The 25,969-nt window shown below is 66.1% G+C and carries 20 protein-coding genes; 18 read left to right on the top strand and 2 right to left on the bottom strand.

What is annotated here, in order from left to right; genetic code table 11:
- Positions 1-122: 122 nt before the first annotated feature.
- Complete coding sequence (locus tag FIV09_RS16025) at positions 123-1,619, bottom strand: amidohydrolase family protein (RefSeq protein WP_152451481.1); 1,497 nt, start codon at positions 1,617-1,619, stop codon at positions 123-125.
- A gap of 136 nt (positions 1,620-1,755) precedes the next feature.
- Here FIV09_RS16025 and FIV09_RS16020 point away from each other — a divergent pair, with 136 nt between their 5' ends.
- The 12 genes from FIV09_RS16020 (at position 1,756) to FIV09_RS15965 (ending at position 14,755) form a co-directional block, all read left to right on the top strand.
- On the top strand, positions 1,756-2,079 hold the full coding sequence (locus tag FIV09_RS16020; protein ID WP_254702251.1) for a helix-turn-helix domain-containing protein: 324 nt from the start codon (positions 1,756-1,758) through the stop codon (positions 2,077-2,079).
- Between the two features lie 224 nt (positions 2,080-2,303).
- Positions 2,304-2,981 carry a hypothetical protein gene (locus FIV09_RS16015; RefSeq protein ID WP_152455840.1) on the top strand — a complete coding sequence of 226 codons (678 nt, stop codon included), beginning with the start codon at positions 2,304-2,306 and terminating at the stop codon, positions 2,979-2,981.
- A 245-nt stretch (positions 2,982-3,226) separates the two neighbouring features.
- Entirely contained in the window at positions 3,227-4,693 is a 1,467-nt protein-coding gene (locus tag FIV09_RS16010) for an ABC transporter substrate-binding protein (RefSeq protein WP_152451475.1), read from the top strand.
- Between the two features lie 241 nt (positions 4,694-4,934).
- A complete protein-coding gene (locus tag FIV09_RS16005; RefSeq protein WP_152451473.1) occupies positions 4,935-5,252 on the top strand; it encodes an antibiotic biosynthesis monooxygenase in 318 nt (105 codons plus the stop codon).
- A gap of 88 nt (positions 5,253-5,340) precedes the next feature.
- Positions 5,341-6,285, top strand: coding sequence for an ABC transporter permease (locus FIV09_RS16000; RefSeq protein WP_152451471.1), 945 nt, complete (start codon positions 5,341-5,343; stop codon positions 6,283-6,285).
- Positions 6,282-7,097 carry an ABC transporter permease gene (locus tag FIV09_RS15995; RefSeq protein ID WP_152451469.1) on the top strand — a complete coding sequence of 272 codons (816 nt, stop codon included), beginning with the start codon at positions 6,282-6,284 and terminating at the stop codon, positions 7,095-7,097. Before FIV09_RS16000 ends, FIV09_RS15995 begins: the two co-directional genes overlap by 4 nt.
- Complete coding sequence (locus tag FIV09_RS15990; protein ID WP_152451467.1) at positions 7,094-8,701, top strand: ABC transporter ATP-binding protein; 1,608 nt, start codon at positions 7,094-7,096, stop codon at positions 8,699-8,701. The genes FIV09_RS15995 and FIV09_RS15990 overlap by 4 nt, the downstream gene beginning before the upstream one ends.
- Positions 8,702-8,715: 14 nt before the next feature.
- Positions 8,716-9,711 carry a P1 family peptidase gene (locus tag FIV09_RS15985; RefSeq protein WP_152452675.1) on the top strand — a complete coding sequence of 332 codons (996 nt, stop codon included), beginning with the start codon at positions 8,716-8,718 and terminating at the stop codon, positions 9,709-9,711.
- An 82-nt stretch (positions 9,712-9,793) separates the two neighbouring features.
- Positions 9,794-12,715, top strand: coding sequence for an error-prone DNA polymerase (locus tag FIV09_RS15980; RefSeq protein ID WP_152451465.1), 2,922 nt, complete (start codon positions 9,794-9,796; stop codon positions 12,713-12,715).
- 117 nt (positions 12,716-12,832) lie between these two features.
- Positions 12,833-13,021: a hypothetical protein gene (locus FIV09_RS15975; RefSeq protein ID WP_152455836.1), complete on the top strand. Its 189-nt coding sequence runs from the start codon at positions 12,833-12,835 to the stop codon at positions 13,019-13,021.
- Positions 13,018-14,292: a DUF2254 domain-containing protein gene (locus tag FIV09_RS15970; RefSeq protein ID WP_152451460.1), complete on the top strand. Its 1,275-nt coding sequence runs from the start codon at positions 13,018-13,020 to the stop codon at positions 14,290-14,292. Before FIV09_RS15975 ends, FIV09_RS15970 begins: the two co-directional genes overlap by 4 nt.
- Positions 14,293-14,407: 115 nt before the next feature.
- Entirely contained in the window at positions 14,408-14,755 is a 348-nt protein-coding gene (locus tag FIV09_RS15965) for an antibiotic biosynthesis monooxygenase (protein ID WP_152451459.1), read from the top strand.
- Here FIV09_RS15965 and FIV09_RS15960 read toward each other — a convergent pair.
- Positions 14,746-15,549, bottom strand: coding sequence for an undecaprenyl-diphosphate phosphatase (locus FIV09_RS15960; protein WP_152451457.1), 804 nt, complete (start codon positions 15,547-15,549; stop codon positions 14,746-14,748). The two genes, FIV09_RS15965 and FIV09_RS15960, sit on opposite strands and share 10 nt — an antisense overlap.
- Positions 15,550-15,776: 227 nt before the next feature.
- On the opposite strand from FIV09_RS15960, the gene FIV09_RS15955 reads away from it, so the two are divergent.
- The 6 genes from FIV09_RS15955 to queG all read left to right on the top strand — a co-directional run bounded on the left by FIV09_RS15955 (position 15,777) and on the right by queG (position 25,909).
- Positions 15,777-17,210 (top strand): NAD(P)-dependent oxidoreductase, encoded by a 1,434-nt coding sequence (locus FIV09_RS15955; RefSeq protein ID WP_152451455.1) that lies wholly within the window; start codon positions 15,777-15,779, stop codon positions 17,208-17,210.
- A 91-nt stretch (positions 17,211-17,301) separates the two neighbouring features.
- A complete protein-coding gene (gene gltB, locus FIV09_RS15950) occupies positions 17,302-21,840 on the top strand; it encodes a glutamate synthase large subunit (RefSeq protein WP_152451453.1) in 4,539 nt (1,512 codons plus the stop codon).
- 132 nt (positions 21,841-21,972) lie between these two features.
- Complete coding sequence (locus FIV09_RS15945; RefSeq protein WP_152451451.1) at positions 21,973-23,133, top strand: sialidase family protein; 1,161 nt, start codon at positions 21,973-21,975, stop codon at positions 23,131-23,133.
- Between the two features lie 215 nt (positions 23,134-23,348).
- Entirely contained in the window at positions 23,349-24,068 is a 720-nt protein-coding gene (mtgA, locus tag FIV09_RS15940) for a monofunctional biosynthetic peptidoglycan transglycosylase (RefSeq protein ID WP_152451449.1), read from the top strand.
- A 98-nt stretch (positions 24,069-24,166) separates the two neighbouring features.
- Positions 24,167-24,832, top strand: coding sequence for a glutathione S-transferase family protein (locus tag FIV09_RS15935; protein WP_152451447.1), 666 nt, complete (start codon positions 24,167-24,169; stop codon positions 24,830-24,832).
- 24 nt (positions 24,833-24,856) lie between these two features.
- Positions 24,857-25,909 carry a tRNA epoxyqueuosine(34) reductase QueG gene (queG, locus tag FIV09_RS15930; protein ID WP_254702250.1) on the top strand — a complete coding sequence of 351 codons (1,053 nt, stop codon included), beginning with the start codon at positions 24,857-24,859 and terminating at the stop codon, positions 25,907-25,909.
- Positions 25,910-25,969: the final 60 nt, after the last annotated feature.

The following is a 25,969-nucleotide window of genomic DNA, read 5'->3' as shown; positions in this document are numbered from 1 at the left end:
GTCTCCTGCGTCCGGTGTCGCAGGGGCCTGTAACACCCGCAGGCAGGCCGCGCCACAAAAACGAAAGCGGCGCCCCGCTCCGGGACGCCGCGGCATTTCGTTCGGGACAAGCGCCCCGGCAATCAGCGGAAGAGGTCCTGCTCCACCCCGGCCGCCGCGAAGAGACGGTCGCGCGAGGCCACGATGCGGCTGCGCAGCGCTGCGATATCATGGCCCAGAAGCTGGCCCTGCCACTTGCGGAACTGCCCCGCGACCATCACGCTTTCGACATTCGAGCGCTCCATCAGGCTCACCACCGCGCCCGGCACGTTGTTGAGCGGGGCGACGTTGATCGCGGTCGCGTCGAGCAGGATGATGTCGGCCTCCTTGCCGGGGGTCAGGCTGCCCACCTTGCGCGACAGGCCAAGGCCGGTGGCGCCGTTCACCGTCGCGTATTCCAGCACGTCGCGGGCCCGCAGCAGGGGCGGGCGATCCTCGATGCCCTGCAGGGCCATCTCGTTCACTGCCATGCGCTGCATGGTCATCGCGCCGCGCATCTGCGTGAAGAAATCCGCCGTCATCGTGCATTCCACATCCACCGAGAGCGAGGGCGCCATGCCCATCTCCTGGAGCTTCAGCATGGGCGGTGTGCCGTGGCGCATGTTCATCTCGATGGGCACCGCGAGCGAGACATGCGCGCCCGCATCGCGCGCCGCGCGCCAGACATCGTCGGGCATGCCGGTCATGTGAATGAGGATCTGGTCGCCCGCGATCCGGCCCTCGGCGGCCAGCGCCGACATCGGTTCGGCCATGCCGAGGCTGCCCACGACGTGATAGGCGACCGGCAGGTCGAGATCGCGCCCGATGCGCCACAGCTCGTTGTAATCCACGTCCTGCAGGTAGATCTCGCCGCCCATGCTCATGGTGACGAGCTGGTCGTCCGAGGCGAAGTAGCGTTCGCGGATGCGCGGCGCATCGGTCGGGTAGCGCGCGGCCTCGCCATAGCCTTCGAAATAGCCGAAGACGGCGCGTCGCCCGGTATCGAAGAGCGCCTCGATGGCGGCATCGGAATGCTCGGGCGAATGGTGGATCTGCGAGACGTCATGCACCGTGGTCACGCCCGCATCGAGCTGGCTGAGCCCGCCATATAGCTCCGAGATATAGACGTCCTCGGGGGTGTATTGCATCGCGAAGCGGCCCAGGATGTCGTCGAGGTAATTGGGCGATCCGGCCTCGGTGCCGTCATTGTACATGATGCCGTCAGCGAGCCAGCCACGCAGGGCGGTCTCGAACTGGTGGTGGTGCGTGTCTATGAAGCCCGGCATCACGACGCGGCCCGTGGCATCCACGACCTCGGCATCGGGCGCGTCGATCTGGGCCGCAACCTCCACGATGCGATTGCCTTCGATCAGCACATCGCCCGTCTCGAAATTGCCGACCTCGGGGTCCATCGACATGACATGCCCGCCGCGCAGCAGGATGCGGCGGCCGTCCTGGCCCGGCACGGTCGCGTTCGCGGGTGCGGTCGATTGTTGTGCCGCGGCGGCCGTCGCGAAGGGGGCGGCGGCAAGCGCGGTGCTGCCCGCGAGGAAACGACGGCGGGACGGAGAATGGCTGAGATCGCCACAGGCCTTGCACATGGTATGGGTTCCTTCTTAAGTTACTGTTAGTGCGTTACGTCGGATCAGATATCGCACCCTGAAAATCGGACAAGAAGGCACGTCGATGCGCTTAGGTCACATGAGTGTTCCCGGGGATTGCGAACGGATCTCCCCGATGCTGTCCCGGGTCGGGAACAAATGGGCAGCCCTCCTCATCCTCGTGATGTCGGAGCGACCCAAACGGTTCAACGACCTGCGCCGCGAGGTGGAAAGCATCTCGCAGCGGATGCTGACGCAGACCCTGCGCGGGCTGGAACGCGACGGGCTGGTGAGCCGCACGGTGGTGCCGACAACGCCGCCGCAGGTCACCTACGCGCTGACGCCCCTGGGCGAGACGCTGATCGAGCCGCTTTATGCGCTGTGCCTCTGGTCGGCGGAAAACGTCGATGCGGTCGAGGCACATCAGCGTGATTTCGACGCGCGGGGCGGGCCCGCCTGACGAAAGGGCCGAGGGCGTTCCGCCCTATGGTCCGGATATCGCCCGAAAGGGGGGCTGCCTTCCGGCGGTGCGGCGCACGGGTGGTATCCTGCTTTGTCGCGTCGTGGAGGACACGCCGTACTCCGCACTGGCGGTCAAGCCAGGTCCGAAAAGGCCAAAATACCGCCACTTTGCGTTGGTAAGTCTTCTTCTGTGCAAAGTGACGAGTGGGAAAAGCACCCGATATGTTCGACGAGGGTTCAAAGATCACCCTGTTCGCGATTGCGATGGGATTGTGGGCGCTCTCTTTGGGCGTCGAACAGAGTGCACCTCGGGCCGAAGTGGAAACGGCGGTGAACCTCGCGCGCCTTCCGCCTTTACCACATGCCGCGGCACCGGACGGCTCACCCGCGCAAACGTCCGTGCCCGCAAGGCGTGTTGAACTGGGCAATGGGTTCAAGGCGGAGCTCCTCTACGGCTACGTGATCGAGGGGCGTGTCGTGACCCGTCGCAGGTACCGCTTCACTCGGATGGGCGAGATCGCGCCCTTGGACCTCGGCATCGTCTGGGGTGAGCTTGCCGAACCCGGTGGCACCGACGCGATCCGGTTCGGAACGGGACACAGAAGCCTTCGGTGGAATTCTCCGCCCGGCGCCACCTTGCCCGACAATGTGAGAGAGCAGATCACGAACAACCATCTCATCCCGGCAAACCAGGCCGTGTACGATGCGCTCCGTGCTATCGATGTCGGATCGCATGTCAGGATCAGCGGATATCTGGTGGAGGTCACCGGCGATGGGATATCGCCTTGGCGCTCCTCGACAATACGCGACGACGCGTTTTCGCTCACAGGATGCGAGATCATCTTCGTGACCAAGGTGCACAGGATGCCGAGCCGGGCAAAGCCCAAGGAATGGTCTTGACCGCGCACGGTTCTGCACATGGTTTCTGCCGAACGCGCTGACCGTGAATCCCTGCTGTTCTGGCGGCCTTGCGGATGTCCGACTTGGTGGACAGCCCGGTCCGGCCACGGGGCTCAGGGCTGCGCACGCCTTCTGGGCCGCGCTCTTTCGTTGATGCCCCTGGTTCGAGGCGCGCTTTCCAACAACCTTGATCCCGACTTCGATCCGCCCGACACTGGTCCGAACCGCCAAGGAGGGCCTGTTTTATGTTCCGTCGTACCCTGACCGCGCTTGCGCTTTGCGCGAGCCCCGCGCTTGCGCAACAGACCGACCTGACGCTCGCGTTGCAGCTCGAGCCGCCGCATCTTGACCCGACCTCGGCAGCGGCGGGCGCCATCGACAGCGTGCTCTATTCCAACGTCTTCGAGGGGCTCACGCGCTTTGCCGCCGATGGCAGTGTCGAGCCCGCGCTGGCGGAAAGCTGGGAGATCTCGGAGGACGGCACGGTCTACACCTTCACCCTGCGCGAGGGCGTAACCTTCCATGACGGCTCCGCGATGGATGCGGAGGATGTGAAATTCTCGCTCGACCGCGCGCGGGCCGAGGACAGCGTGAACGCGCAGAAGGCTTTGTTCGAGGGCATCGCGGAGGTCACGGTGGTCGATCCGCAAACCGTCGAGGTGACGCTTTCGCAGCCCGACGGAAATTTCCTGTTCAACATGGCCTGGGGCGATGCGGTGATCGTCGCACCCGAAACCATCGAAGGGATCAAGCAGACGCCCATCGGCACCGGGCCCTTCACCTTCACCGAATGGGTGCAGGGCGACCGGATCGAGCTTGCGCGCAATGCGGAGTATTGGGGCGAGGCCCCGGCGCTGGAGACCGCGACGTTCAAGTTCATCTCCGATCCGACGGCGGCCTTTGCCGCGATGATGGCGCAGGATATCGACGCCTTCGCGGGCTACCCCGCGCCCGAGAACCTGCCGCAATTCGAGGTCGATCCGCGCTTCCAGGTCATCGTGGGCTCCACCGAGGGCGAGACGATCCTAGCGATGAACAACGCAGAGCCGCCCTTCGACGACCCGGAGGTGCGCGAAGCGGTGGCCCATGCCATCGACCGTCAGGCGATCATCGATGGGGCGATGTTCGGGCAGGGCACGCCCATCGGCACGCATTTCGCCCCGCACAATCCCGATTACGTCGATCTCACGGGCCTGTCTGCTTATGACCCGGACCTCGCGCGCCAGCTTCTGGCCGATGCGGGCCATGGCGAGGGGATCACCACGACGCTGAAACTGCCGCCCCCGTCCTATGCCCGGCGCGGCGGAGAGATCATCGCAGCGCAGTTGCGGGAGGTCGGGATCGAGACGCAGATCACCAATCTCGAATGGGCGCAGTGGCTCGAGGAAGTCTTCCGGGGCAAGGATTTCGGCCTGACCATCGTCAGCCATACCGAGCCCTTCGATATCGGCATCTATGCGCGGCCGGATTACTATTTCCAGTACGACAATCCCGAGTTCCAGTCCTTGATGGAAGAGCTGACGGCCACCACCGATCCCGCCACGCGCTCCGAGATGATCGCCACGGCGCAGACCACGATCTCGGAGGATTTCGTCAACGCCTATCTGTTCCAGCTGGCCTATCCCACCGTGGCCGATGCGCGGTTGACGGGTCTGTGGGAAAACCAGCCGACGCAGGCGAACCCGCTGGCGGGGGTGTCCTGGACCGAGTGACGCGCCGGGCCCGAACCTTTCGCATGCGAAAGGTAATGTATTAACAGATAGTTAACCTCTTATCGCCGGGCGGCGCTGTGATCGCCCGGCGGTAATGCGGCCCCGTGGCCCGTTCTTGCATGTGCACCCTTGTGAACCGGCAGGATCCGGCGCTTCCGGCCGCGTCCCATGCGCAGAAAGCGGGCTACAGGACGCGTGCGGGCGTGAGTTTCGTGCTATGCTGCGTCCGGGAGGATTTGCCATGCTCGATATCCGGACCGACACCCAGCATCAGACGGTCATCACCACGTTCGAATGCTCGCCCGGCACCTGCGGGGATCTCTTGGCGCTGTTGCAGGCGGCCTATGCGGAGTTCATCTCGGACCAGCCGGGGTTCCTCGCGGCGGGTCTGCATGTGAACGACGCCGAGACGCGGATTGCCAATTACTCGCAATGGCGCAGCCGGGACGATTTCAAGGCGATGCTGCGCTCGGACGAGATGCGCCGCCGCAACCGCGAGATCGCCGCTTTGTGCAGCCGGTTCGAGCCGGTCATGTACGAGGTCGCGGCGCTGTATTGACGCCGCGGGGCCGCATCCCGCGGACTGCCCTGCGCCGGGGGCATGTCGGCGCTGGACCGCCGGGATCGCGCGCCCTACCGTGGCCCACATGCTGCGCTACGCCCTCCGCCGATTGATCTCGCTTGGCCTGTCCCTGCTGGTGGCCTCGCTCGTCATCTTTCTGGTGGTCGAGGTGGCACCCGGCGATCCGGCGAGCTTCATGCTGGGCATCAATGCGCAGCCCGATACGGTGGCGGCCTTGCGCACCGAGCTGGGCCTCGATGTGCCGAAATGGCAGCGCTACGTGGATTGGCTGGGCGGCATGGTGACGGGCGATTTCGGCACCTCCTACACCTATCGCACGCCCGTTGCGGAGATGGTCGCGGACCGGCTCTGGATCTCGTTGCCGCTGGCGCTTTATGCGCTTTTGCTGTCGACCGCTCTGGCTTTTCCGGCAGGATTGTACGCCGCTTCGCGCCGGGGGGCGCCCGGTGACATGGCGTTGATGGGGGCGACGCAGCTCGGCATCGCGGTGCCCAACTTCTGGTTCGCGATGCTCCTGGTGCTGTTCTTCGCGATCAATCTCGGCTGGTTTTCAGCGGGCGGCTTTCCGGGTTGGTCCGATCCCTTGGCGGCGATCAAGGCGCTGACCTTGCCTGCCGTGGCGCTGGCCCTGCCGCAAGCCGCGATCCTCGCGCGGGTCATGCGCTCCGCGCTCATTGACATTCTGGGCGAGGATTTCATGCGCACCGCGCGCGCCAAGGGCCTGACGCGCGGCCAGGCGCTCTGGCGGCACGGGCTCAGGAACGCGCTGATCCCCGTGCTGACCATCATCGGGCTGCAGTTTTCCTTCCTCCTCGCAGGCGCAATCATCATCGAACAGGTCTTCTTCCTGCCGGGGCTCGGGCGGCTGATCTTCCAGGCGATTTCGCAGCGGGATCTGATCGTGGTCGAGTCGGTGGTGATGCTCCTGGTCTTTGCGGTGATCGTCGTGACCTTCCTGACCGATCTGGCCTATGCGGCGGTCGATCCGCGGTTGAGGCGGCGGGCATGAGCCGTACGCTTGTCATCGGCGCTGTGCTATCGGCGATTGTGCTGCTGGGCGCTGGGCTGTCCTTTGTCTGGACGCCCTACGCGGTCGACGGCATGGCGATCCCGAACCGGCTGCAGCCGCCCTCGGCCGCGCATCTTCTGGGCACCGATCATTTCGGACGCGATATCCTGTCGATGCTGATGGTGGGTGCGCGCACCTCCATTGCGGTGGCACTCGTAGCCGTCGGCATCGGCATGGGCGTGGGCGTGCCGCTGGGGCTCGCGGCAGCCGCGCGTCATGGTGGCTGGCTCGACGAGGTCATCATGCGCGGCAACGATCTGGTCTTCGCCTTCCCGAGCCTTGTCATCGCGATCCTGATCACCGCCATTGCGGGGCCTTCGGCGGTGAATGCGATCATCGCCATCGGCATCTTCAACATCCCGGTCTTCGCGCGGCTCACACGCGGTGCCGCGCTGTCGATCTGGGCGCGGGAATTCATCATGGCGGCGCGCGTCGCGGGCAAGGGACGCGCGCGCATCTCGGTCGAGCATATCCTGCCCAACGTGGTGAACCTCCTGATCGTGCAGGGGACGATCCAGTTCTCGCTGGGGATCCTCGCGGAGGCGGGGCTGAGCTATGTGGGCCTTGGCGCGCAGCCGCCGGTGCCGTCCTGGGGGCGGATGCTGGCGGATGCGCAGACCATGGTGGCGCTGGCGCCGCATGTGGCGCTGATGCCAGGGCTCGCCATCGTGGGGACGGTTCTGGGGCTGAACCTTCTGGGCGACGGGCTGCGCGATGCGCTCGATCCCCGCCTGAAGACGGTGCGGGCATGAGCGTGCTGGAGGTCGCAGGGTTGAGCGTGCGCTTCGGCGATGCGGCCGTGGTAGAGGATGTGTCCTTCTCCATCGGCGCGGGCGAGATCGTCGCGCTGACCGGTGAAAGCGGGTCGGGCAAGTCGATGACGGCGCTGGCGGCGATGGGGCTCTTGCCGCGCGCGGCGGAGGCAGAAGGCGCCGTTCGGCTGAATAGCCAGGACCTGATGGCGCTGTCGGAGCCTGCCCTCTGCGCCTGGCGCGGGGCCGAGATGGGGATGGTCTTCCAGGAGCCGATGACCGCGCTCAACCCCGTTCAAAGCATCGGGCGGCAGGTGGCCGAGACCGTGCGTCTGCATCAGGCGACGACGCCCGCCCGGGCGGAGGAGGTGGCCCGCGCCGCGCTCGACCGCGTGGGACTCGAGGAAATCCCGCTCACGCGCTACCCGCACGAATTGTCCGGCGGGCAGCGTCAGCGCGTGGTCATCGCCATGGCGACCGCCTTGCGGCCAAAGCTTCTGATCGCGGACGAGCCGACCACGGCCCTCGATGTCACCACGCAGGCGCGTATTCTGGGTCTCCTCAAAAGCCTCGCCCGCGAGGACGGTATGGCGCTTCTGCTCATCACCCACGATCTGGCCGTGGTCCACGGGCTGGCCGACCGGATCGCGGTGATGAACAAGGGCCGGATCGTCGAGTCGGGCCCCACGGCGGAGGTCTTCAGGGCGCAGGCGCATGACTATACCCGCGCGCTTTTTGCCGCCTCGCGCCACCGCGCGCATCTGATGCCGCGCAAGGCCGATACGCCGCTCCTCGAGGTTGCGGGCGTCAGCCAGAGCTTCGCCCTGCCGCGCAGGCGCCTTTTCGGCACGCGCCCGCATTTCGATGCGCTGCGCGACGTGACCTTCTCGATCCGGTCGGGGGAACGGGTGGGGCTCGTGGGGGAATCGGGGTCCGGCAAATCCACCCTGACCCGGGCGATCCTCGGGCTGGAGGCCGCTCGCGCGGGGCTGGTGACGCTGGACGGCATCACGATCGCGCCAGGGCGCACGCCGTCTGCCGCGCAGGCCAAGATGCAGGTCGTCTTCCAGGATCCTTACGGCTCGTTCAATCCGCGCCACCGGGTCTCGCGACTGATCACGGAGCCATTTCACCTCATGGCCGATCCGCCGCGCGGTGCCGAACGGCAGGCCGCCATCGCGGAGGCGCTGCGCGCGGTGGGCCTGTCGCCCGAGGATGCGCATCGGCATATTCACGCCTTTTCGGGCGGGCAGCGCCAACGGATCGCCATCGCGCGCGCGCTCATCACCAAACCCGAATTCATCATTTTCGACGAGGCGGTCTCCGCGCTCGATGTGCGGGTGCGGGCGCGGATCCTCGACCTGATCGCGGATCTCTCCGAACGGTACAATCTGGCCTATCTCTTCATCAGCCACGATCTGTCCGTGGTGCGCGGGATCACCAGCCGGGTGCTGGTCCTGAAAGCGGGCCGGATCGTCGAGGAAGGGCCCACCGAAGACGTGCTGACCCGGCCGCGCCATGCCTATACGCGCGCGCTGATCGACGCGGCCCCCGTCCTGCCCGAGACATTTTCCGAAGCCGAGCCAACCCGAGGGGCCTCATGAGCGATCAAGATCCGATGCGTCCCGGTGCGCGCAACCTGATTACCGACGTGGCGGGGCTGCGCGTCGGCCATGCGGAGGACCGGGCACTGAAATCCGGCACGACCGTTCTCGTGGGCGACGCGCCGTTCACGGCGTCGGTCGCGGTGATGGGCGGCGCGCCCGGCACGCGGGAGACGGACCTTCTGGCACCCGACAAGACCGCACCCGGCGCCGACGCGCTGGTCCTGTCGGGCGGATCGGCCTTCGGCCTCGCCGCGGCGCAGGGGGTGATGGATGCGCTGGCTGAGGCGGGGCGCGGCTTTCCCGTCCTGTCGGCGCGGGTGCCCATCGTGCCTGCGGCGATTCTGTTCGATCTCTTGAATGGCGGTGACAAGGAATGGGGCGAGAACCCCTATCCCGCGCTGGGCCGGTCCGCGCTCAGCGCCGCGTGCGCGGACTTTTCGCTGGGATCCTGTGGCGCCGGGACCGGCGCGCAGACGGCGCAGGTGAAAGGCGGGCTTGGCTCGGCCTCGCTGGTGCTGCCCTCGGGCGTGACCGTGGGCGCGCTGGTGGCGGTCAATCCGATGGGCTGCGTCACGACGCCCTCGGGGCGGCATTTCTGGGCGGCGCCTTACGAGGTCGACGATGAATTCGGCGGGCTGGGGCCGGACCTGGCGCATGGGCTGCAGCCGCTGCCCGCCTCGAAGAAGCTCGCCGCGATGGCCGCGCTCGGCAACACCACGATCGGGATCGTCGCCACCGATGCCGCGCTCGACAAGGGGCAGTGTCACCGGATGGCGGTGGCCGCGCATGACGGGATTGGCCGCGCCATCCAGCCCGCGCATTCGCCGATGGACGGCGATCTGATCTTCGCCGCCGCGACAGGCGCGCGGACGCTTGACGCGCCCGGCATGGAACTGGCGGGTCTGGGGCATGCAGGGGCGATCTGCATGGCTCGCGCCATCGCGCGCGCCGTCTGGGAGGCCACGCCCGAGGATGGTGATACGCTGCCTGCCTTCCGCGCGCGCTGATGTCGCGGGGGCGGATCGGGGACTCAACAAGAGAACAAAAATAGAACATACTGGGCGCCCATCCCCGATTCCCCTTTGTGGCATGTCCGTCGAACTCAGCATCACGTCGAATTTCACCTTCCTGCGGGGCGCGTCGCACCCCGAGGAGTTCATGGAGCGGGCCGCGCTGTCGGGGCTCGACGCGATTGCCGTGGCCGATGAGAACTCGGTCGCGGGGATCGTGCGGGCCTATCAGCGCGCAAAGGAGATCGCCCGTGTGGTCGGGGAACGCGCGGAGGCCGAGGCGGCGAATGGTCCCATCGGCCCGCCCGCGCCAGAGGGCGCCCCGCGCGCGCCGTCACTGGCCATCGCCAACGTGCCGCGGCTGATCCCGGCGGCGCGGCTGACCTTCGCGGAAGGGGTGGAGATCACGGCACTCGCGGCCACGCGGACGGGCTGGGCGCGGCTGTGTCGGCTGTTGTCGAAGGGGCGGCTCAGGGCGCCCAAGGGCGATTGCGACCTGCGGCTCGACGACCTGATCGAGGATGCCGAGGGGCTGGAGCTGATCCTGTCGGGGCCCGAGCCCGACGACGCGGCGCGCTGGACGCCGCAGGCGCGCAGGCTGGTCGCGCGGTTCCCCTGCCAGGTGCATCTGGCGCTCAGCCCGCGCTATGACGGCGGCGATGCGGCGCGCTTCAACCGCTTGGCGCGACTGGCCGTGCAGCTTGGCATCGAGACGGTGGCGACCGCGCGGCCGCTCATGCATCACGGGCGGCGGCGCAAGATGGCCGATGTGCTGAGTGCGGTGCGGCTCGGTTGCCGGGTCGACGATCTGGGCCGGGCGGCGCTGGCCAATGGCGAACAGCGATTGCGCTCGGGCCCCGAGATGCGGCGCATCCTGGGCCGTCACGAAGATGCGCTGGACCGGGCCGCGGCGCTGGCCGCGCGCTGCACCTTCGATCTGGGCACGCTCAAATACGAGTATCCGTCGGAGATCACGGGCGACGAGACCGCCGATCAGCGGCTTGCCCGGCTGGCGCGCGAAGGGCTCGACTGGCGCTACCCGATGGGCGCGCCCGAGAAGGTGCGTGGGCTGCTGGAACATGAGCTGGCGCTTATCGCGCAGCTGTCCTACGCGCCCTATTTCCTGACCGTGCGCGATATCGTGGCCTTCGCCCGCGAACGCGGAATCCTTTGCCAGGGGCGTGGATCGGCGGCCAATTCGGTGGTGTGCTACTGCCTTGGCGTGACCTCCGTCAGCCCCGAGATCGGCACGATGGTCTTCGAGCGGTTCGTCTCCGAGGCGCGCGACGAGCCGCCCGATATCGACGTCGATTTCGAACATGAGCGCCGCGAGGAGGTGATCCAGCACATCTATGCGCGCTACGGGCGGCACCGCGCGGGGCTGTGTGCCACGGTCATCCATTATCGCGGCAAGCGGGCGGTGCGCGAGGTGGGCAAGGCGATGGGCCTGTCCGAGGACACGATCGGCGCGCTCTCCTCGCAGCTTTGGGGGTTCTTCTCCACCAACGGGCTGGAGGCGGACCGCATGCGCGAGATCGGGCTTGATCCGAACGACGCGCGGCTGCGCCTGACCATGGAGCTCATTTTCGAGATCATCGGCTTCCCGCGGCACCTGAGCCAGCATGTGGGCGGGTTCATCGTCACCGAAGGGCGGCTTGATGAGCTGGTGCCCATCGAGAATGCCTCGATGGAAGAGCGCACGGTGATCTGCTGGGACAAGGACGATATCGACACTTTGGGCATCCTGAAGGTCGATGTGCTGAGCCTTGGCATGCTGACCTGCATCCGCAAGGCCTTCGATCTTTTGCGCCAGCATCACGGCGAGCGGCACAGCCTCGCGACGCTGCCGCCCGAGGATCCGAAGGTCTACGACATGCTCTGCCGGGCCGACAGCATCGGCGTCTTCCAGGTGGAGAGCCGCGCGCAGATGAACTTCCTGCCGCGCATGCGTCCGCGCAGCTTCTACGATCTGGTGATCGAGGTGGCGATCATCCGGCCCGGCCCCATCCAGGGCGACATGGTGCATCCCTATATCCGGCGGCGCAACGGCGAGGAGGAGGTGCATTTCCCCTCGGACGCGCTGGGCGAGGTTCTGGGCAAGACGCTGGGCGTGCCGCTGTTCCAGGAGCAGGCTATGCAGATCGCCATCATCGGCGCGGGCTTCTCGCCGTCCGAGGCCGACCGCCTGCGCCGCGCGCTGGCCACGTTCAAGAAGAACGGCAACGTGTCGGAGATGCGCGACCGGTTCCTGCGCGGCATGCGCAAGAACGGCTATGACGCGGAATTCGCGGAGCGGTGTTTCAGCCAGATCGAGGGCTTTGGCTCCTACGGCTTCCCCGAAAGCCACGCGGCGAGCTTCGCGCTCTTGGTCTATGCCTCGGCCTGGATCAAGTGCCACCATCCCGGCATCTTCGCCTGTTCGCTTCTGAACGCGCAGCCCATGGGGTTCTATGCGCCGGCACAGATCGTGCGGGATGCGCGGGAACACGGCGTCGAGGTGCGGCCCATCGACATCAACGAAAGCTATTGGGACAACGTGATGGAGCCGGACGGGCGGGGCGGGCTCGCGCTGCGGTTGGGGTTCCGGCAGATCAAGGGGCTGTCCGAGGAGGATGCGGCCTGGATGTGTGCCGCGCGCGGCAACGGCTATCGCTCGGTCCGCGATGTCTGGCGGCGCGCGGGGATCGGGCCGCGGGTCGTGGCGCGGCTGGCCGAGGCCGACGTGTTCGCGGCATTGGGCCTTACCCGGCGGGAGGCGCTGTGGGAGGCCAAGGCGCTGGCGGGCGACAAGCCGCTGCCGCTTTTTGCGGGCGACATGGAGGGCGAAGGCATCGTCGAGCCTGCCGCCCACCTGCCGCAGATGAGCGAGGGCGAGGAGATCGTGGAGGATTACGTCGCGATGCGCCTCACGCTCAGGCGGCATCCGGTGGCGCTGCTGCGGCCCTTGCTGACACCGCCGCCAGAGACAGGACGGCAGACAGAGCGGCGCGGATCAGGTTAAGATCATTGCGGCGCCCCGGAATTTTCGCGGCGCAAGATGGAATGGTCGCGGTGCAGGCAGCGGCGCCTCCGTGGTCGGTTGCATGCTTGCCTTTGCGGCCCCATGACGGCTGCGATGATGGGTGAGACGCCCCGGCGCGTCCCGGCGGCGCGCTTGAAAGGTGATCGGGTCAGTCCACTTGTGAACCTCCTACACAAGGTCCGGATGCTGCGCGCCGAGGGCGGGGTTTCGGGCGATGCGGGCCGCGCATCGAAAGCGGACGTGGATTTCGACATCGGCAAGAACGGAATGGAACTGACCCTATGATCTCGTCGAAATACCTGTGGTTGCTCGTGCAGCAGCTTCGCAAGATCTGGGTCCGCGTGGTCAGCTTCGCGGTGCTTGCGATCGTGACGCTGATCGCGGCGCAGCTTCTGGGCGATGTCATACCGGAGGCGTGGACCGATCAGGTCGGCCCCGACGCGGTCGATCAGGTTCTGGGGATCCTGACCTCCTCGATGCTGGCGGTGACGACGTTTTCGCTGTCCATCGCGGTCTCGGCCTTTGCCGCGGCCGCAGGCTCGGCCACGCCGCGCGCGACGGCGCTGTTGCAGGAAGACCCGACGACGCAAAACGTGCTCGCGACCTTTCTGGGCACGTTCCTGTTCAGCCTTCTCGGGATCATCGCGCTCAAGGCGGGCTATTACAGCGAGGCGGGGTTGCTCGTCCTTTATATCGCGACCGTGGGCGTCATCATCTTCGTGGTTGTCGCGTTGCTGCGCTGGATCAGTCACCTGATGAGCTTCGGGCGGATCGAGGACACGCTCGACCGGGTGGAGGCGGCGGCGGACAACGCGATCAAGAAACGCATGGCGCGGCCCTGGCTCGGGGGCACGCCGCAGACCGGCCCGCCATCGCCGGGCGAGAAGAAGGTCTTTCCGGAGGCCATCGGCCATGTGCAGCATGTCGACATGCAGGAATTGTCCAAATGCGCCGAGGCCATGAAGGCGCGCGTCCGGCTTCTGGTGCTACCGGGCAGCTTTGCCCACCGCACGACGCCGATCCTCTCGGTGGAGGGTGGACCACCCAGCGAGGCGCAACTGACGGCGCTGCGCGCAACCATCACCATCGGACGCCGCCGCGACTTCGATCAGGACCCGCGCTACGGCATCGTGGTGCTGGCCGAGATCGCATCGCGGGCCCTGTCGCCCGCCGTCAACGATCCGGGCACCGCGATCTGGGTGATTGGCCATCTCGTGCGGGTGCTGTCCCAGTGGCATTCCGATGTGACGCCCGAGGTCGATTACCCCAACGTGATCGTGCCCACCCTTCGGGCTGCCGATCTGATCGAAGACGGCTTCCGCCCGATCGCCCGCGACGGGGCGGGCTTCATCGAGGTGCAGATGGGCCTGCATGGGGCGCTGTCGGCCCTGCGCAACCTGCATCCGCAGACCTATGACGAAATAGGCCGCGACATGGCGCGCGACGCGCTGCAACGCTCCATGAATGCCGGGTTGCCCGAACGGGAGCTTGCAAAGCTGCGGGATATCTCCGGGATCGCGCCCGAGGAAGCGGAGGAAGGACGCGCGGCGGTCTGATCCGGTTGGCCGGGCCGGACGGGCACGAGGCGGAGACCCCATTCGCGGCGAGGACCGCGCCGCTTTTCCCGAGTGCCGGTTTGTCCTATCACGCGCAGAGGAAGGGAGGGCCAACATGATCGCGATCATCTTCGAAGTGATCCCCGCAGAGGGGAAGAAGGACGCCTATCTCGATATTGCGGCCGAGATGCGGCCCATGGTTCACGACATCGAGGGCTTCATCAGCGTGGAGCGGTTCCAGAGCCTGACCAATCCCGAGAAGCTGCTGTCGATCTCGTTCTTCGAGGATGAGGACGCAGTGCAGCGCTGGCGCCAGCTCGCCGCGCATCGGGGGGCACAGTCCAAGGGGCGCAAGGGCATCTTTGCCGATTACCGGCTCAAGGTGTGCCACGTCCTGCGCGATTACGGCATGTTCGACCGCGATGAGGCGCCAGGGGACAGCCGCGCCGCGCATCACGCATAGGCATAGACCAGAAGGGCCGCGCCGAGGATCAGCCGGTAGATCACGTAAGGCGTGAAGCTGACAGAGCGCAGGAGCCGCATCATCAGCGCAAGGGCCGCCAGCGCCGCGACGAAGGCCATGGCCGCCCCGATGGCGCAATCGCGGAGCGGCAGCGCTTCGGTGCCGGTGACGGCCTCAAGCCCCAGAAGCCCGCCCGAGGCCAGGATCGTCGGGATCGACATCAGCATCGCGAGTTTCGCCGCCGAATGCCGGTCATAGCCCAGTTGCCGCCCGCCGGTGATCGTGATGCCTGACCGGGACGTGCCGGGAATGAGCGCCAGCACCTGCCACAACCCCATGATCGCGGCATGCTTCAGCGTCCATCCGCCCGCCTGCCGCGTCTCGCCGCCGGTCTTGTCGGCCCAGTACAGAACCACGCCGAAGATGATCATCGCCCAGCCGATGACAGCGACGGAGCGCATCATCTCATCAAGGCCGGTGAGCCGCAGCGCCAGCCCCGCCGCCATGACGGGGATCGTCGCGATCAGCAGGCAGAGGGCGAGGAACGCGCCCGGCGTGTCGATCTTGCCGCGCAGGAGCCGCAGCGTGCCGCCAAGGGCCACGCGCACATCCGCCCAGAAATAGAGGATGACCGCGAAGAGCGTGCCCACATGCACCGCGACATCCAGCGCAAGACCCTGATCCGCAGCGCCCGTCACCTGCGGCAAAAGGATCAGATGTCCCGAGGAGGAGACCGGAAGAAACTCGGTGATGCCCTGGATGAGCGCCAGAATGAGCAGGTGGAAGAGCGTCATGAAGGTGTCACCGCGAAAAGGGAGAAGGGACGTATCCTGCTATAAAGCGCTGATTCTCAGAGGGAAGCGGGAATATGGGTCGCAAAGCGGACCTAATTTTCTGCAGGACAGCATGACGCAGTTGCCTTTGCAGGCAAATTTCTTCGATATAGGACAGCTTTGCTGACTTTTATTTTCCGCGCGTGCTGTATATCAGACGGGAACACCTAGAATTCGAGGGAAGATTCATGGCGAAACAGCCGATGCTGAAGTTCGTGTCCGTTGACCGGGACATGCCCGATAAACGTACCGCGGAAGAGCGCCGCCGGGACTTTCAGGAAATCTATGGCGAGTTCGCCGAGGAGAAGGCGGCCGAGCAGGCCAGCCGCTGCTCGCAATGCGGCGTGCCCTACTGCCAGTCACATTGCCCCTTGCACAACAACATCCCCGACTGGCTGCGCCTGACAGCCGAGGGTCGCCTGCAGGAGGCCTATGAGGTCAGCCAGGCCACCAACACCTTCCCGGAAATCTGCGGCCGCATCTGCCCGCAGGACCGTCTCTGCGAAGGCAATTGCGTGATCGAGCAATCGGGCCACGGCACCGTCACCATCGGCGCGGTGGAAAAGTACATCACCGACACGGCCTGGGAAGAAGGCTGGGTCAAGGACATCGTGCCCGCCGAGGAGCGCGCTGAGAGCGTCGGCATCATCGGCGCGGGCCCCGGTGGTCTGGCGGCAGCGGATGTGCTGCGACGCGCGGGCGTGCAGGTCACGATCTATGATCGCTACGACCGCTCGGGCGGGCTGCTGACCTATGGTATTCCGGGCTTCAAGCTCGAGAAGGACGTGGTCATGCGCCGCAACGAACAGCTCGAGCGCGCGGGCGTTGAGTTCGTTCTGAATTGCAACGTGGGCGAGGACATCACCTTCGCCGAAATCCACGAAAAGCATGACGCGGTCATCATCGCGACCGGTGTCTACAAGACGCGCGATCTGCAGGGCCCGGGCTCGGGCGCCGACGGCATCGTGCGCGCGATCGACTTCCTGACCGCGTCCAATCGCAAGAGCTTCGGCGATGCCGTGCCCGAGTTCGAATCGGGTGAGCTGAACGCTGAAGGCAAGCGCGTCGTCGTGATCGGCGGCGGCGATACCGCGATGGATTGCGTGCGCACCGCGATCCGCCAGGGTGCGACCAGCGTGAAGTGCCTCTATCGCCGCGACCGCGCGAACATGCCGGGCTCGCAGCGCGAGGTGCAGAACGCCGAGGAAGAGGGCGTGCAGTTCGAGTGGCTGACCGCGCCCAAGGGCTTCAAGGGCGAGCCGGTCAATGCCGTGATCGTCGAGAAGATGCGCCTCGGCGCGCCGGATGCCACGGGCCGTCAGAGCCCCGAGGTGATCGAGGGATCGGATTACGACGAGCCTGCGGATCTGGTGATCAAGGCGCTGGGTTTCGAGCCCGAGGCGCTGCCCACGCTCTGGGATCAGCCAGAGCTGGAAGTGACCCGCTGGGGCACCGTGAAGGCCGATTTCACCACCGGCAAGACTAGCCTCGATGGCGTCTACGCGGTGGGTGACATCGTGCGCGGTGCCAGCCTCGTCGTCTGGGCGATCCGCGACGGGCGCGACTGCGCCGATGCAATCCTCGCTCAGCTGAACGGCGCCAGCGCCATCGCGGCGGAGTAATGCGCCCCTTGAGACAGAAGGCGGAGCGGCCCTGACGGGCCCCGCCTGTTCCCGACACCGGCCGCACGCGGCCCTCGCATGGAGAAACGCCATGACCAAGTATGATGCAAACTGGGCCGCCGAGATGGAGGCCAAGCGCCAGTGGCTTGAAGAGAACGGGCTCTATTCCGAAGCGGAGGAGCATTCCTCCTGCGGTGTGGGCCTCGTCGTGTCCATCGACGGCAAGAAAAGCCGCAAGGTGGTTGAATCGGGCATCGCGGCGCTGAAGGCGATCTGGCACCGCGGCGCGGTCGATGCCGATGGCAAGACCGGTGATGGCGCGGGCATCCATGTGCAGATCCCGGTGTCGTTCTTCTACGACCAGATCGAGCGCACGGGCCACACGCCAAAGAAGGATCAGTTGATGGCCGTGGGGCAGGTTTTCCTGCCACGGACGGATTTCGGCGCACAGGAAACCTGCCGGACCATCGTGGAGACCGAAGTCCTGCGCATGGGCTATTACATCTACGGCTGGCGCCACGTTCCCGTGAACATCGAGTGCCTGGGCGAGAAGGCCAACGCGACCCGTCCCGAGATCGAGCAGATCCTGATCTCGAACTCCAAGGGCGTGGATGAAGAGACGTTCGAGCGCGAACTCTATGTGATCCGCCGCCGGATCGAGAAGGCGGCTGCCGCGGCCTCGATCAACCAGCTCTACATCGCCTCGCTCAGCTGCCGGTCGATCATCTACAAGGGCATGATGCTGGCGCAGGATGTCGCGGAATTCTATCCCGACCTTCAGGACGAGCGTTTTGAGTCGGCCTTCGCGATCTATCACCAGCGCTATTCCACCAACACCTTCCCGCAATGGTGGCTGGCGCAGCCCTTCCGCATGCTCGCCCATAACGGCGAGATCAACACGCTCAAGGGCAACATCAACTGGATGAAGAGCCACGAGATCCGCATGGCCTCGGCCACGTTCGGCGACATGGCGGGCGACATCAAGCCGATCATCGCGAGCGGTGCGTCGGACTCGGCGGCGCTTGATGCCGTGTTCGAAGTGCTCGTGCGCGCGGGCCGGAATGCGCCCATGGCCAAGACCATGCTGGTGCCCGAATCCTGGTCCAAGCAGGCCGAGGAGCTGCCGCAGGCTTGGCGCGACATGTATTCCTACTGCAACTCGGTGATGGAGCCGTGGGACGGCCCCGCAGCCCTGGCCATGACCGATGGCCGCTGGGTCTGCGGCGGGCTTGACCGGAACGGCCTGCGCCCGATGCGCTACGTCGTGACGGGGGACAATCTGCTGATCGCGGGCTCCGAGGCGGGCATGGTCCCCACCGACGAGGCGACGGTGCGCGAAAAGGGCGCGCTTGGCCCCGGCCAGATGATCGCCGTGGACATGCAGGAGGGCCTGCTGTTCCACGATGTGGAGATCAAGGACCGCCTTGCCGCTGCACGGCCCTTCGGCGAATGGGTCGGCAAGATTACCGAGCTTGACGAGCCGCTGTCGGATGTGACCGAGACGCCGCTGTTCGAGGGCGGTGAGCTGCGTCGCCGCCAGATCGCTGCAGGCTACTCGATCGAGGAGATCGAGCAGATCCTCATGCCGATGGCCGAGGACGGGAAGGAAACCGTCGTCTCCATGGGCGACGACACGCCGTCGGCGGTGCTGTCCAAGCGCTACCGCCCGCTGTCGCATTACTTCCGTCAGAACTTCAGCCAGGTCACCAACCCGCCCATCGACAGCTTGCGCGAATTCCGCGTCATGTCGCTGAAGACACGGTTCGGCAACCTCAAGAACGTGCTCGACGAAAGCTCGTCGCAGACCGAGATCCTGGTGCTCGACACGCCCTTCGTCGGCAATGCCCAGTTCGAAGCGCTGAAGGGCCATTTCAACGCCGAGATGGTCGAGATCGACTGCACCTTCCCGGCGGGCGGCAAGCCCAATGTGCTGCGCGAGAACCTCGAACGGATCCGCGCGGAGGCCGAGGACGCGGTGCGTTCGGGCGCGGGGCATATCACGCTGTCCGATCACACGGCGAGCGAGGACCGCGTCGGCATGCCGATGATCCTTGCGACGAGTGCCGTGCACAGCCACCTGACGCGCAAGGGTCTGCGGACCTTCTGTTCGCTCAACGTGCGCTCGGCGGAATGTATCGACCCGCATTACTTCGCGGTGCTGATCGGTGCCGGTGCCACGGTGGTGAACCCGTATCTGGCGGAAGACACCATCGCCGATCGCATCCGGCGCGGCCTGATGGATGGCACGCTGACCGAAGCGATGAAGCGTTTCCGCGATGCGATCGATCTCGGCATCCTGAAGATCATGTCGAAGATGGGGATCTCGGTCGTGTCGTCCTATCGCGGCGGTCTCAACTTCGAGGCGGTGGGCCTGAGCCGCGCCATGTGTGCGGAGTTCTTCCCGGGCATGATCTCCCGTATCTCCGGCATCGGCGTCTCGGGCATCCAGAAGAAGGTCGAGGAAATCCACGCGCTGGGCTTCCGAGGCGGGCAGGACGTGATGCCCATCGGCGGCTTCTACAAGGCGCGCAAGTCGGGCGAGACCCATGCCTGGGGCGCGCAGTCCATGCATCTGCTGCAGGCGGCCTGCAACAAGGCGTCCTACGAGATGTGGAAATCCTATTCCAAGGCGATGCAGGCCAACCCGCCCATTCATCTGCGGGACCTTCTGGCGATCAAGCCGCTGGGCAAGTCGATCCCCATCGAGGAGGTCGAGAGCATCACCTCGATCCGCAAGCGTTTCGTGACGCCGGGCATGTCGCTGGGCGCGCTGTCGCCCGAAGCGCACCGGACGCTGTCCATCGCGATGAACCGGATCGGTGCGAAGTCCGACTCGGGCGAGGGCGGCGAGGATCCCAAGGATTTCACGCCCGATGCGAACGGCGACAACCGCTCCGCCAAGATCAAGCAGGTGGCCTCGGGCCGCTTCGGCGTGACCGCGGAATACCTGCTCAATTGCGAAGAGCTGGAGATCAAGGTCGCGCAGGGCGCCAAGCCCGGCGAGGGCGGTCAGCTTCCGGGGATGAAGGTTACCGATCTCATTGCCAAGCTGCGCCATTCGACGAAGGGCGTGACGCTGATCTCGCCGCCGCCGCATCACGACATCTACTCGATCGAGGATCTGGCGCAGCTGATCTACGACCTGAAGCAGATCAACCCCAAGGCCAAGGTGACCGTGAAGCTGGTGGCCTCCTCGGGCGTCGGCACGATCGCGGCGGGTGTCGCGAAGGCCAAGGCCGACGTCATCCTGATCTCGGGCCATAATGGCGGCACGGGGGCGAGCCCCGCGACCTCGATCAAGTATGCGGGTCTGCCCTGGGAAATGGGCCTCACCGAGGCGCATCAGGTCCTGTCGATGAACAACCTGCGCTCGCGCATCACGCTGCGCACGGATGGCGGTCTGCGCACGGGCCGCGACATCGTCATGGCAGCGATGATGGGCGCCGAGGAATACGGCATCGGCACCGCAGCACTCATCGCGATGGGCTGCATCATGGTGCGCCAGTGCCAGTCCAACACCTGCCCGGTGGGTGTGTGTACCCAGGATGACGCGCTGCGCGCCAAGTTCACCGGCAATGCGGACAAGGTGGTGAACCTCATCACCTTCTACGCCCAGGAAGTGCGCGAGATCCTCGCCTCCATCGGCGCGCGGTCGCTCGATGAGGTTGTCGGCCGGGCGGATCTTCTGAACCAGGTCAGCCGTGGTTCGGACCACCTGGACGATCTGGACCTGAACCCGCTTCTGATCCGCGTCGACGGCTCGGAGGAGACGACGTACAGCCGCACCGGCCCGCGCAACGAGGTGGATGACACGCTCGATGCGGAGATCGTCAAGGATGCCGCGCGCTTCCTCGATGACGGCGAGAAGATGCAGCTGTCTTACGCGGTGCAGAACACCGACCGCACCGTGGGCACCCGTACCTCGAGCCACATCGTTCAGCGCTTCGGCATGCGCAACGCGCTGCAGCCGGATCACCTGACGGTCAAGCTGACGGGCTCCGCCGGTCAGTCGCTGGGCGCCTTCGCGGCACCGGGCCTCAAGATTGAGGTGTCGGGCGATGCCAACGATTATGTCGGCAAGGGCCTGTCGGGTGGCATCGTGGTGGTTCGGCCGCCGATGCATTCGCCGCTCAAGGCGTCGGAGAACACCATCGTCGGCAATACCGTCCTTTACGGTGCGACCGATGGCCATCTCTTCGCGGCAGGCCGCGCGGGCGAGCGGTTCGCCGTGCGCAATTCCGGCGCGAAGGTCGTGGTCGAGGGCTGCGGCTCCAACGGGTGTGAATACATGACCGGCGGCGTCGCGGTGATCCTGGGCACGATCGGGGCCAATTTCGGCGCGGGCATGACCGGCGGCATGGCCTATCTCTACGATCCCGAGGGACAGGCGGATGCGCTGATCAACCGTGAAAGCCTCGTGACCTGCCCGGTCACCGTGGCGCATTGGGAGAACGAGCTGAAGCGCCTGATCGAAGCCCATGCGGAGGAGACGCGCAGCGTGAAAGCCGCCGACATCCTGCAGCATTGGGATGAGGAGAAGGGCAAGTTCCTGCAGGTCTGCCCGATCGAGATGCTCGACAAGCTGCCGCATCCCGTGGGTGTCGAGAACGAGGCGGTTCCGGCGGAGTAACCGTCCGCCGACCGAAAGACATGACACCGCGCGAGGCCCCGGTCTCGCGCGGTTTTTTCTGCCCAGCCGCATCCCGTAGGGAAATGCGGTATTTTGCTGTATCCTCTGCAGCAGAATCCGAGGGAGGGCGTCATGGCATCGGATGGTCTGACCGTGCTCGTCGGCACGACGAAAGGGGCCTTTCTGCTCAGGGGCGATGCCGCGCGCCGAGACTGGGAGGTCGAGGGGCCCCATTGCGACGGCTGGGCCATCAACCACTTCGCCTCCGATCCCGAGACCGGTACGCTCTGGGCGGGGGGCGGTGGCGAATGGACCGGCGCGGGGGTCTGGCGCTCCGAGGATGGCGGCGCCACTTGGGAACTTACCCGACTGACCCGCGGCATGACCGACGACTGGGCCGAGAACGATCCCGACTTTGCCGCGATGATCGGCTGGGAGAATGTGCCGCTGCCCTTCGGCACCGATTTCGCGCAGGTCTGGTCCCTGGGTTATGCCCATGGCGCTTTATATGCCGGGACGAAGCCCGCGACCTTGCTGGTCAGCCGGGACCGTAGCGTCACCTGGGAGCGGATCGAGGCGCTGACCGATCATCCCTCCGCGGAAAGCTGGGCGCCCGGAGCGGCCGGGCTGACGCTGCACACGATCGTCAGCGATCCGGGCAATGCGGATGCGTTGTGGGTCGGCATTTCCGCCGCCGGGGTCTTCGCGACCGAGGATGGTGGCAAGACATGGCAACGGCGCAACCGGCTGTCCAATGCAGAGGCTTGCGGCGATCATCCCCATCCGGCGGCCCCGCGCGACGGCGAGACCGGGCATTGCGTGCACAACATGATGAAAGCGCCGGGACCGGGCGCCGTGCTGTATCAGCAGAACCATCACGGGGTCTGGCGGTCTGCCGATGGCGGGCGGTCCTGGGACGACATCACCCAAGGCCTGCCCTCGACCTTCGGCTTTCCGATCCGAGTCCATCCGCGCGATCCCGAGACGATCTGGACGCTGCCGCTCAACGGCGACAGCCTGGGGCGCTACCCGCCCGAGGCCGCTGCGGCGGTATGGCGGTCGAGCGATGGCGGGAAAAGCTGGGAGGCCCAACGCGAAGGCCTGCCGCAGAAGGCGTGTTTCTTCACCGTGCTGCGTCAGGCGATGGCGGGCGATCGGCAGGAGCCGGCCGGAATTTACTTCGGTACCAATTCCGGGTCGGTCTTCGCCACCCGCGACGAGGGCGCGGAATGGCACGAGATCGCGCGGCATTTGCCCACGATCCTGTCTGTCGAAGTGGCCGCGCCCGCCTGACGTTGCGCGCGCGGGGCCGGTCCGGCGGTGTCCAACTCTTGCCACGATTGGACCGTAATCCCGTCCAAAACCCGCAATAGAAAGGTATTGTCCGTAAATCGTGGACAATTCTCCCACGGTTCAGCACCCGGCATCGTGGCTATTATCACCCCCCACATAACGGTCGTGATGCCGGGACCCTTTCCGATGCGATGCCCCGAGGCTAAGACGCAGACATGGCCGCCAAATCCCGCACGACCAAAAAGACCAAGCCGCGCATCCGCCCCGTGCGGTTCATGCTGAAATGGAGCTTTCGCGCGGTGTTGGCGGTCATTGTGCTGATCGGGCTGGGCGTCGGGCTCTACCGCGTCGTGAACCCGCCCACGACGCCCTACATCATGGCCGAGGCGCGCCGCCTTGACGGAGTGCAGCGCGACTGGGTCGATGCGGACCGGATCGCGCCGGTGATGTTCCGCTCTGCCGTGGCGGCGGAGGATGCAAATTTCTGCACCCATTGGGGCTTCGACATGAACGCGATCCGCACCGCCATCGAAGAGGGGGGCAATCGCGGCGCCTCGACGATCAGCCAGCAGGTGGTGAAGAACGTCTATCTCTGGCACGGGCGGTCCTGGCCGCGAAAGGCGCTGGAGGCGGTCATCACGCCCGCGATGGAGGCCGCATGGCCCAAGCGGCGCATCCTCGAGGTCTACCTGAACATAGCGGAGTTCGATGAAGGCGTCTTCGGCGTGGAGGCCGCAGCGCGGCATTATTTCGGCACCACCGCGCTGGATCTGACGCCCGTGCAGGCCGCCCGGCTGGCCGCGATCCTGCCCGATCCCAAGGGTCGCTCGGCCAGTGATCCGTCGCGTTTCGTGCGCAATCGCGCGGCCTCGATCCGGGACGGGGCGGCCACGATCGAGCGCGATGGACGCGCGGATTGCTTCGAGCGCGCATAAGCCTGCGCAGCGCCGCCGGGCCTCGCGACGAGGTGTTGTAACCGACCCGCCGGCAGGAGTATGACCGACGGGTATTCTCAAAGAAAACGTGTTCCCGAATGGCCAAGCTTTACCACGTGCCCCTCTCCCCGTTCTGCCGCAAGGTCCGTCTCAGCCTTGCCGAGAAGAGGATCGAGTGCGAACTGATCGAGGAACGGTACTGGGAAAAGGATCCGGATTTCATCCGGCGCAATCCCGCCGCGAAGGTCCCGGTCCTGAAGATCGACGGCAAGACCATGGCCGAGTCGGCCGCGATCTGCGAATGGATCGAGGAGGCCTATCCCGAGCCGTCGCTAATGCCCAAGAACGCCGATGCGCGCTATGAAGTGCGCCGCCTGATCGGCTGGTTCGACGACAAGTTCCACGCCGAAGTGACGTCGAAACTGCTTTACGAGCGGGTGAACAAGAAGGTCATGAAGGCGGGCTTTCCGGACAGTTCCAACGTCAAGGCGGGCGCCAAGGCGATCAAGTATCACCTCGATTACATGGCCTGGCTACTGGATCACCGCCGCTGGCTCGCGGGCGACGTGATGACGCTGGCGGATTTCGCCGCCGCCGCGCATCTGTCGTCGCTCGACTACATCTCGGACGTGGACTGGAACCGGCAGGCGACGGTCAAGGACTGGTACGCCAAGATCAAGTCGCGGCCCGCCTTCCGCCGCATCCTGACAGACCAGGTGCCGGGCTTCCCGCCGCCCAAGCATTATGCCGATCTCGACTTTTGAGCGCCACCTGCGCCGGGGGCCGTTTTGGACCTGACGGAGCGCCTGAAGGATGAGGCGCAGGCGGTGGGCTTCACCCGCTGTCGTATCACGGGGCCCGATGCGATCCCGGACGTGCCGGAGCGGCTGCGCGCCTTTCTCGACGAGGGCTATCACGGGCAGATGGGCTGGCTCGAGGATCGCGCGCATTGGCGGGGCGATCCGCAGACGCTCTGGCCCGAGGCGCGGTCGATCATCATGCTGGGCGAGGCCTACACGCCCGATCACGACCCGCTTGAGATTCTGGAGCAGCCCGAGCGTGCAGCGATTTCTGTCTATGCGCAGAACCGCGATTATCACGACGTGGTCAAGAAGCGGCTGAAGCGGCTCGGACGCTGGCTGATCGATGCCGCCGAGGGGGCGCCGGAAATCAAGGTCTTCGTGGATACCGCGCCGGTCGCGGAAAAGCCGCTCGGGCAGGCCGCGGGGCTGGGCTGGCAGGGCAAGCACACCAACCTCGTCAGCCGCGAGATGGGGTCGTGGTTCTTTCTGGGCGCGATCTTCACCACGCTCGATCTGACCCGCGACGCGCCCGAGACGGATCATTGCGGATCCTGCCGCGCCTGCCTCGATATCTGTCCGACCGATGCCTTCCCGGCCCCCTACAGGCTCGATGCGCGGCGCTGCATTTCCTACCTGACGATCGAGCACAAGGGCCCGGTGCCCGAGGATCTGCGCGCGCAAATGGGCAACCGCATCTATGGATGCGACGATTGCCTGGCGGTCTGCCCGTGGAACAAGTTCGCCGCCGAGGCGCGGGAGGTGAAGTACCACGCGCGCGACGATCTTCTGGCGCCGGATCTTGCGGAATTGGCAGCACTTGACGATGCGGGGTTCCGTGCGCGGTTCTCCGGCTCGCCCATCAAGCGGATCGGGCGGGACCGTTTCGTGCGCAACGTGCTTTACGCCATCGGGAATTCCGGATCGTCCCGGCTGCGCGCCGTCGCGGCACGGCTTCTGGAGGATCCCGACGAGACGGTGCGCGATGCGGCAGAATGGGCGGTCGGGCGGCTGTCCGGCCCGGATGTCGCGCGCGCGTGAGGCGTTCTGTCATACCGCTTTGTTTTTGCCCGCCGCGCACCCACATTAGGCGGGACCAGG

This window comes from Roseivivax sp. THAF197b, assembly GCF_009363255.1.
In the GTDB taxonomy this organism is placed as follows: Bacteria; Pseudomonadota; Alphaproteobacteria; order Rhodobacterales; family Rhodobacteraceae; genus Roseivivax.
Note: the sequence above shows the minus strand (reverse complement) of the source record. Positions and strands in the feature narration are given on the sequence as shown.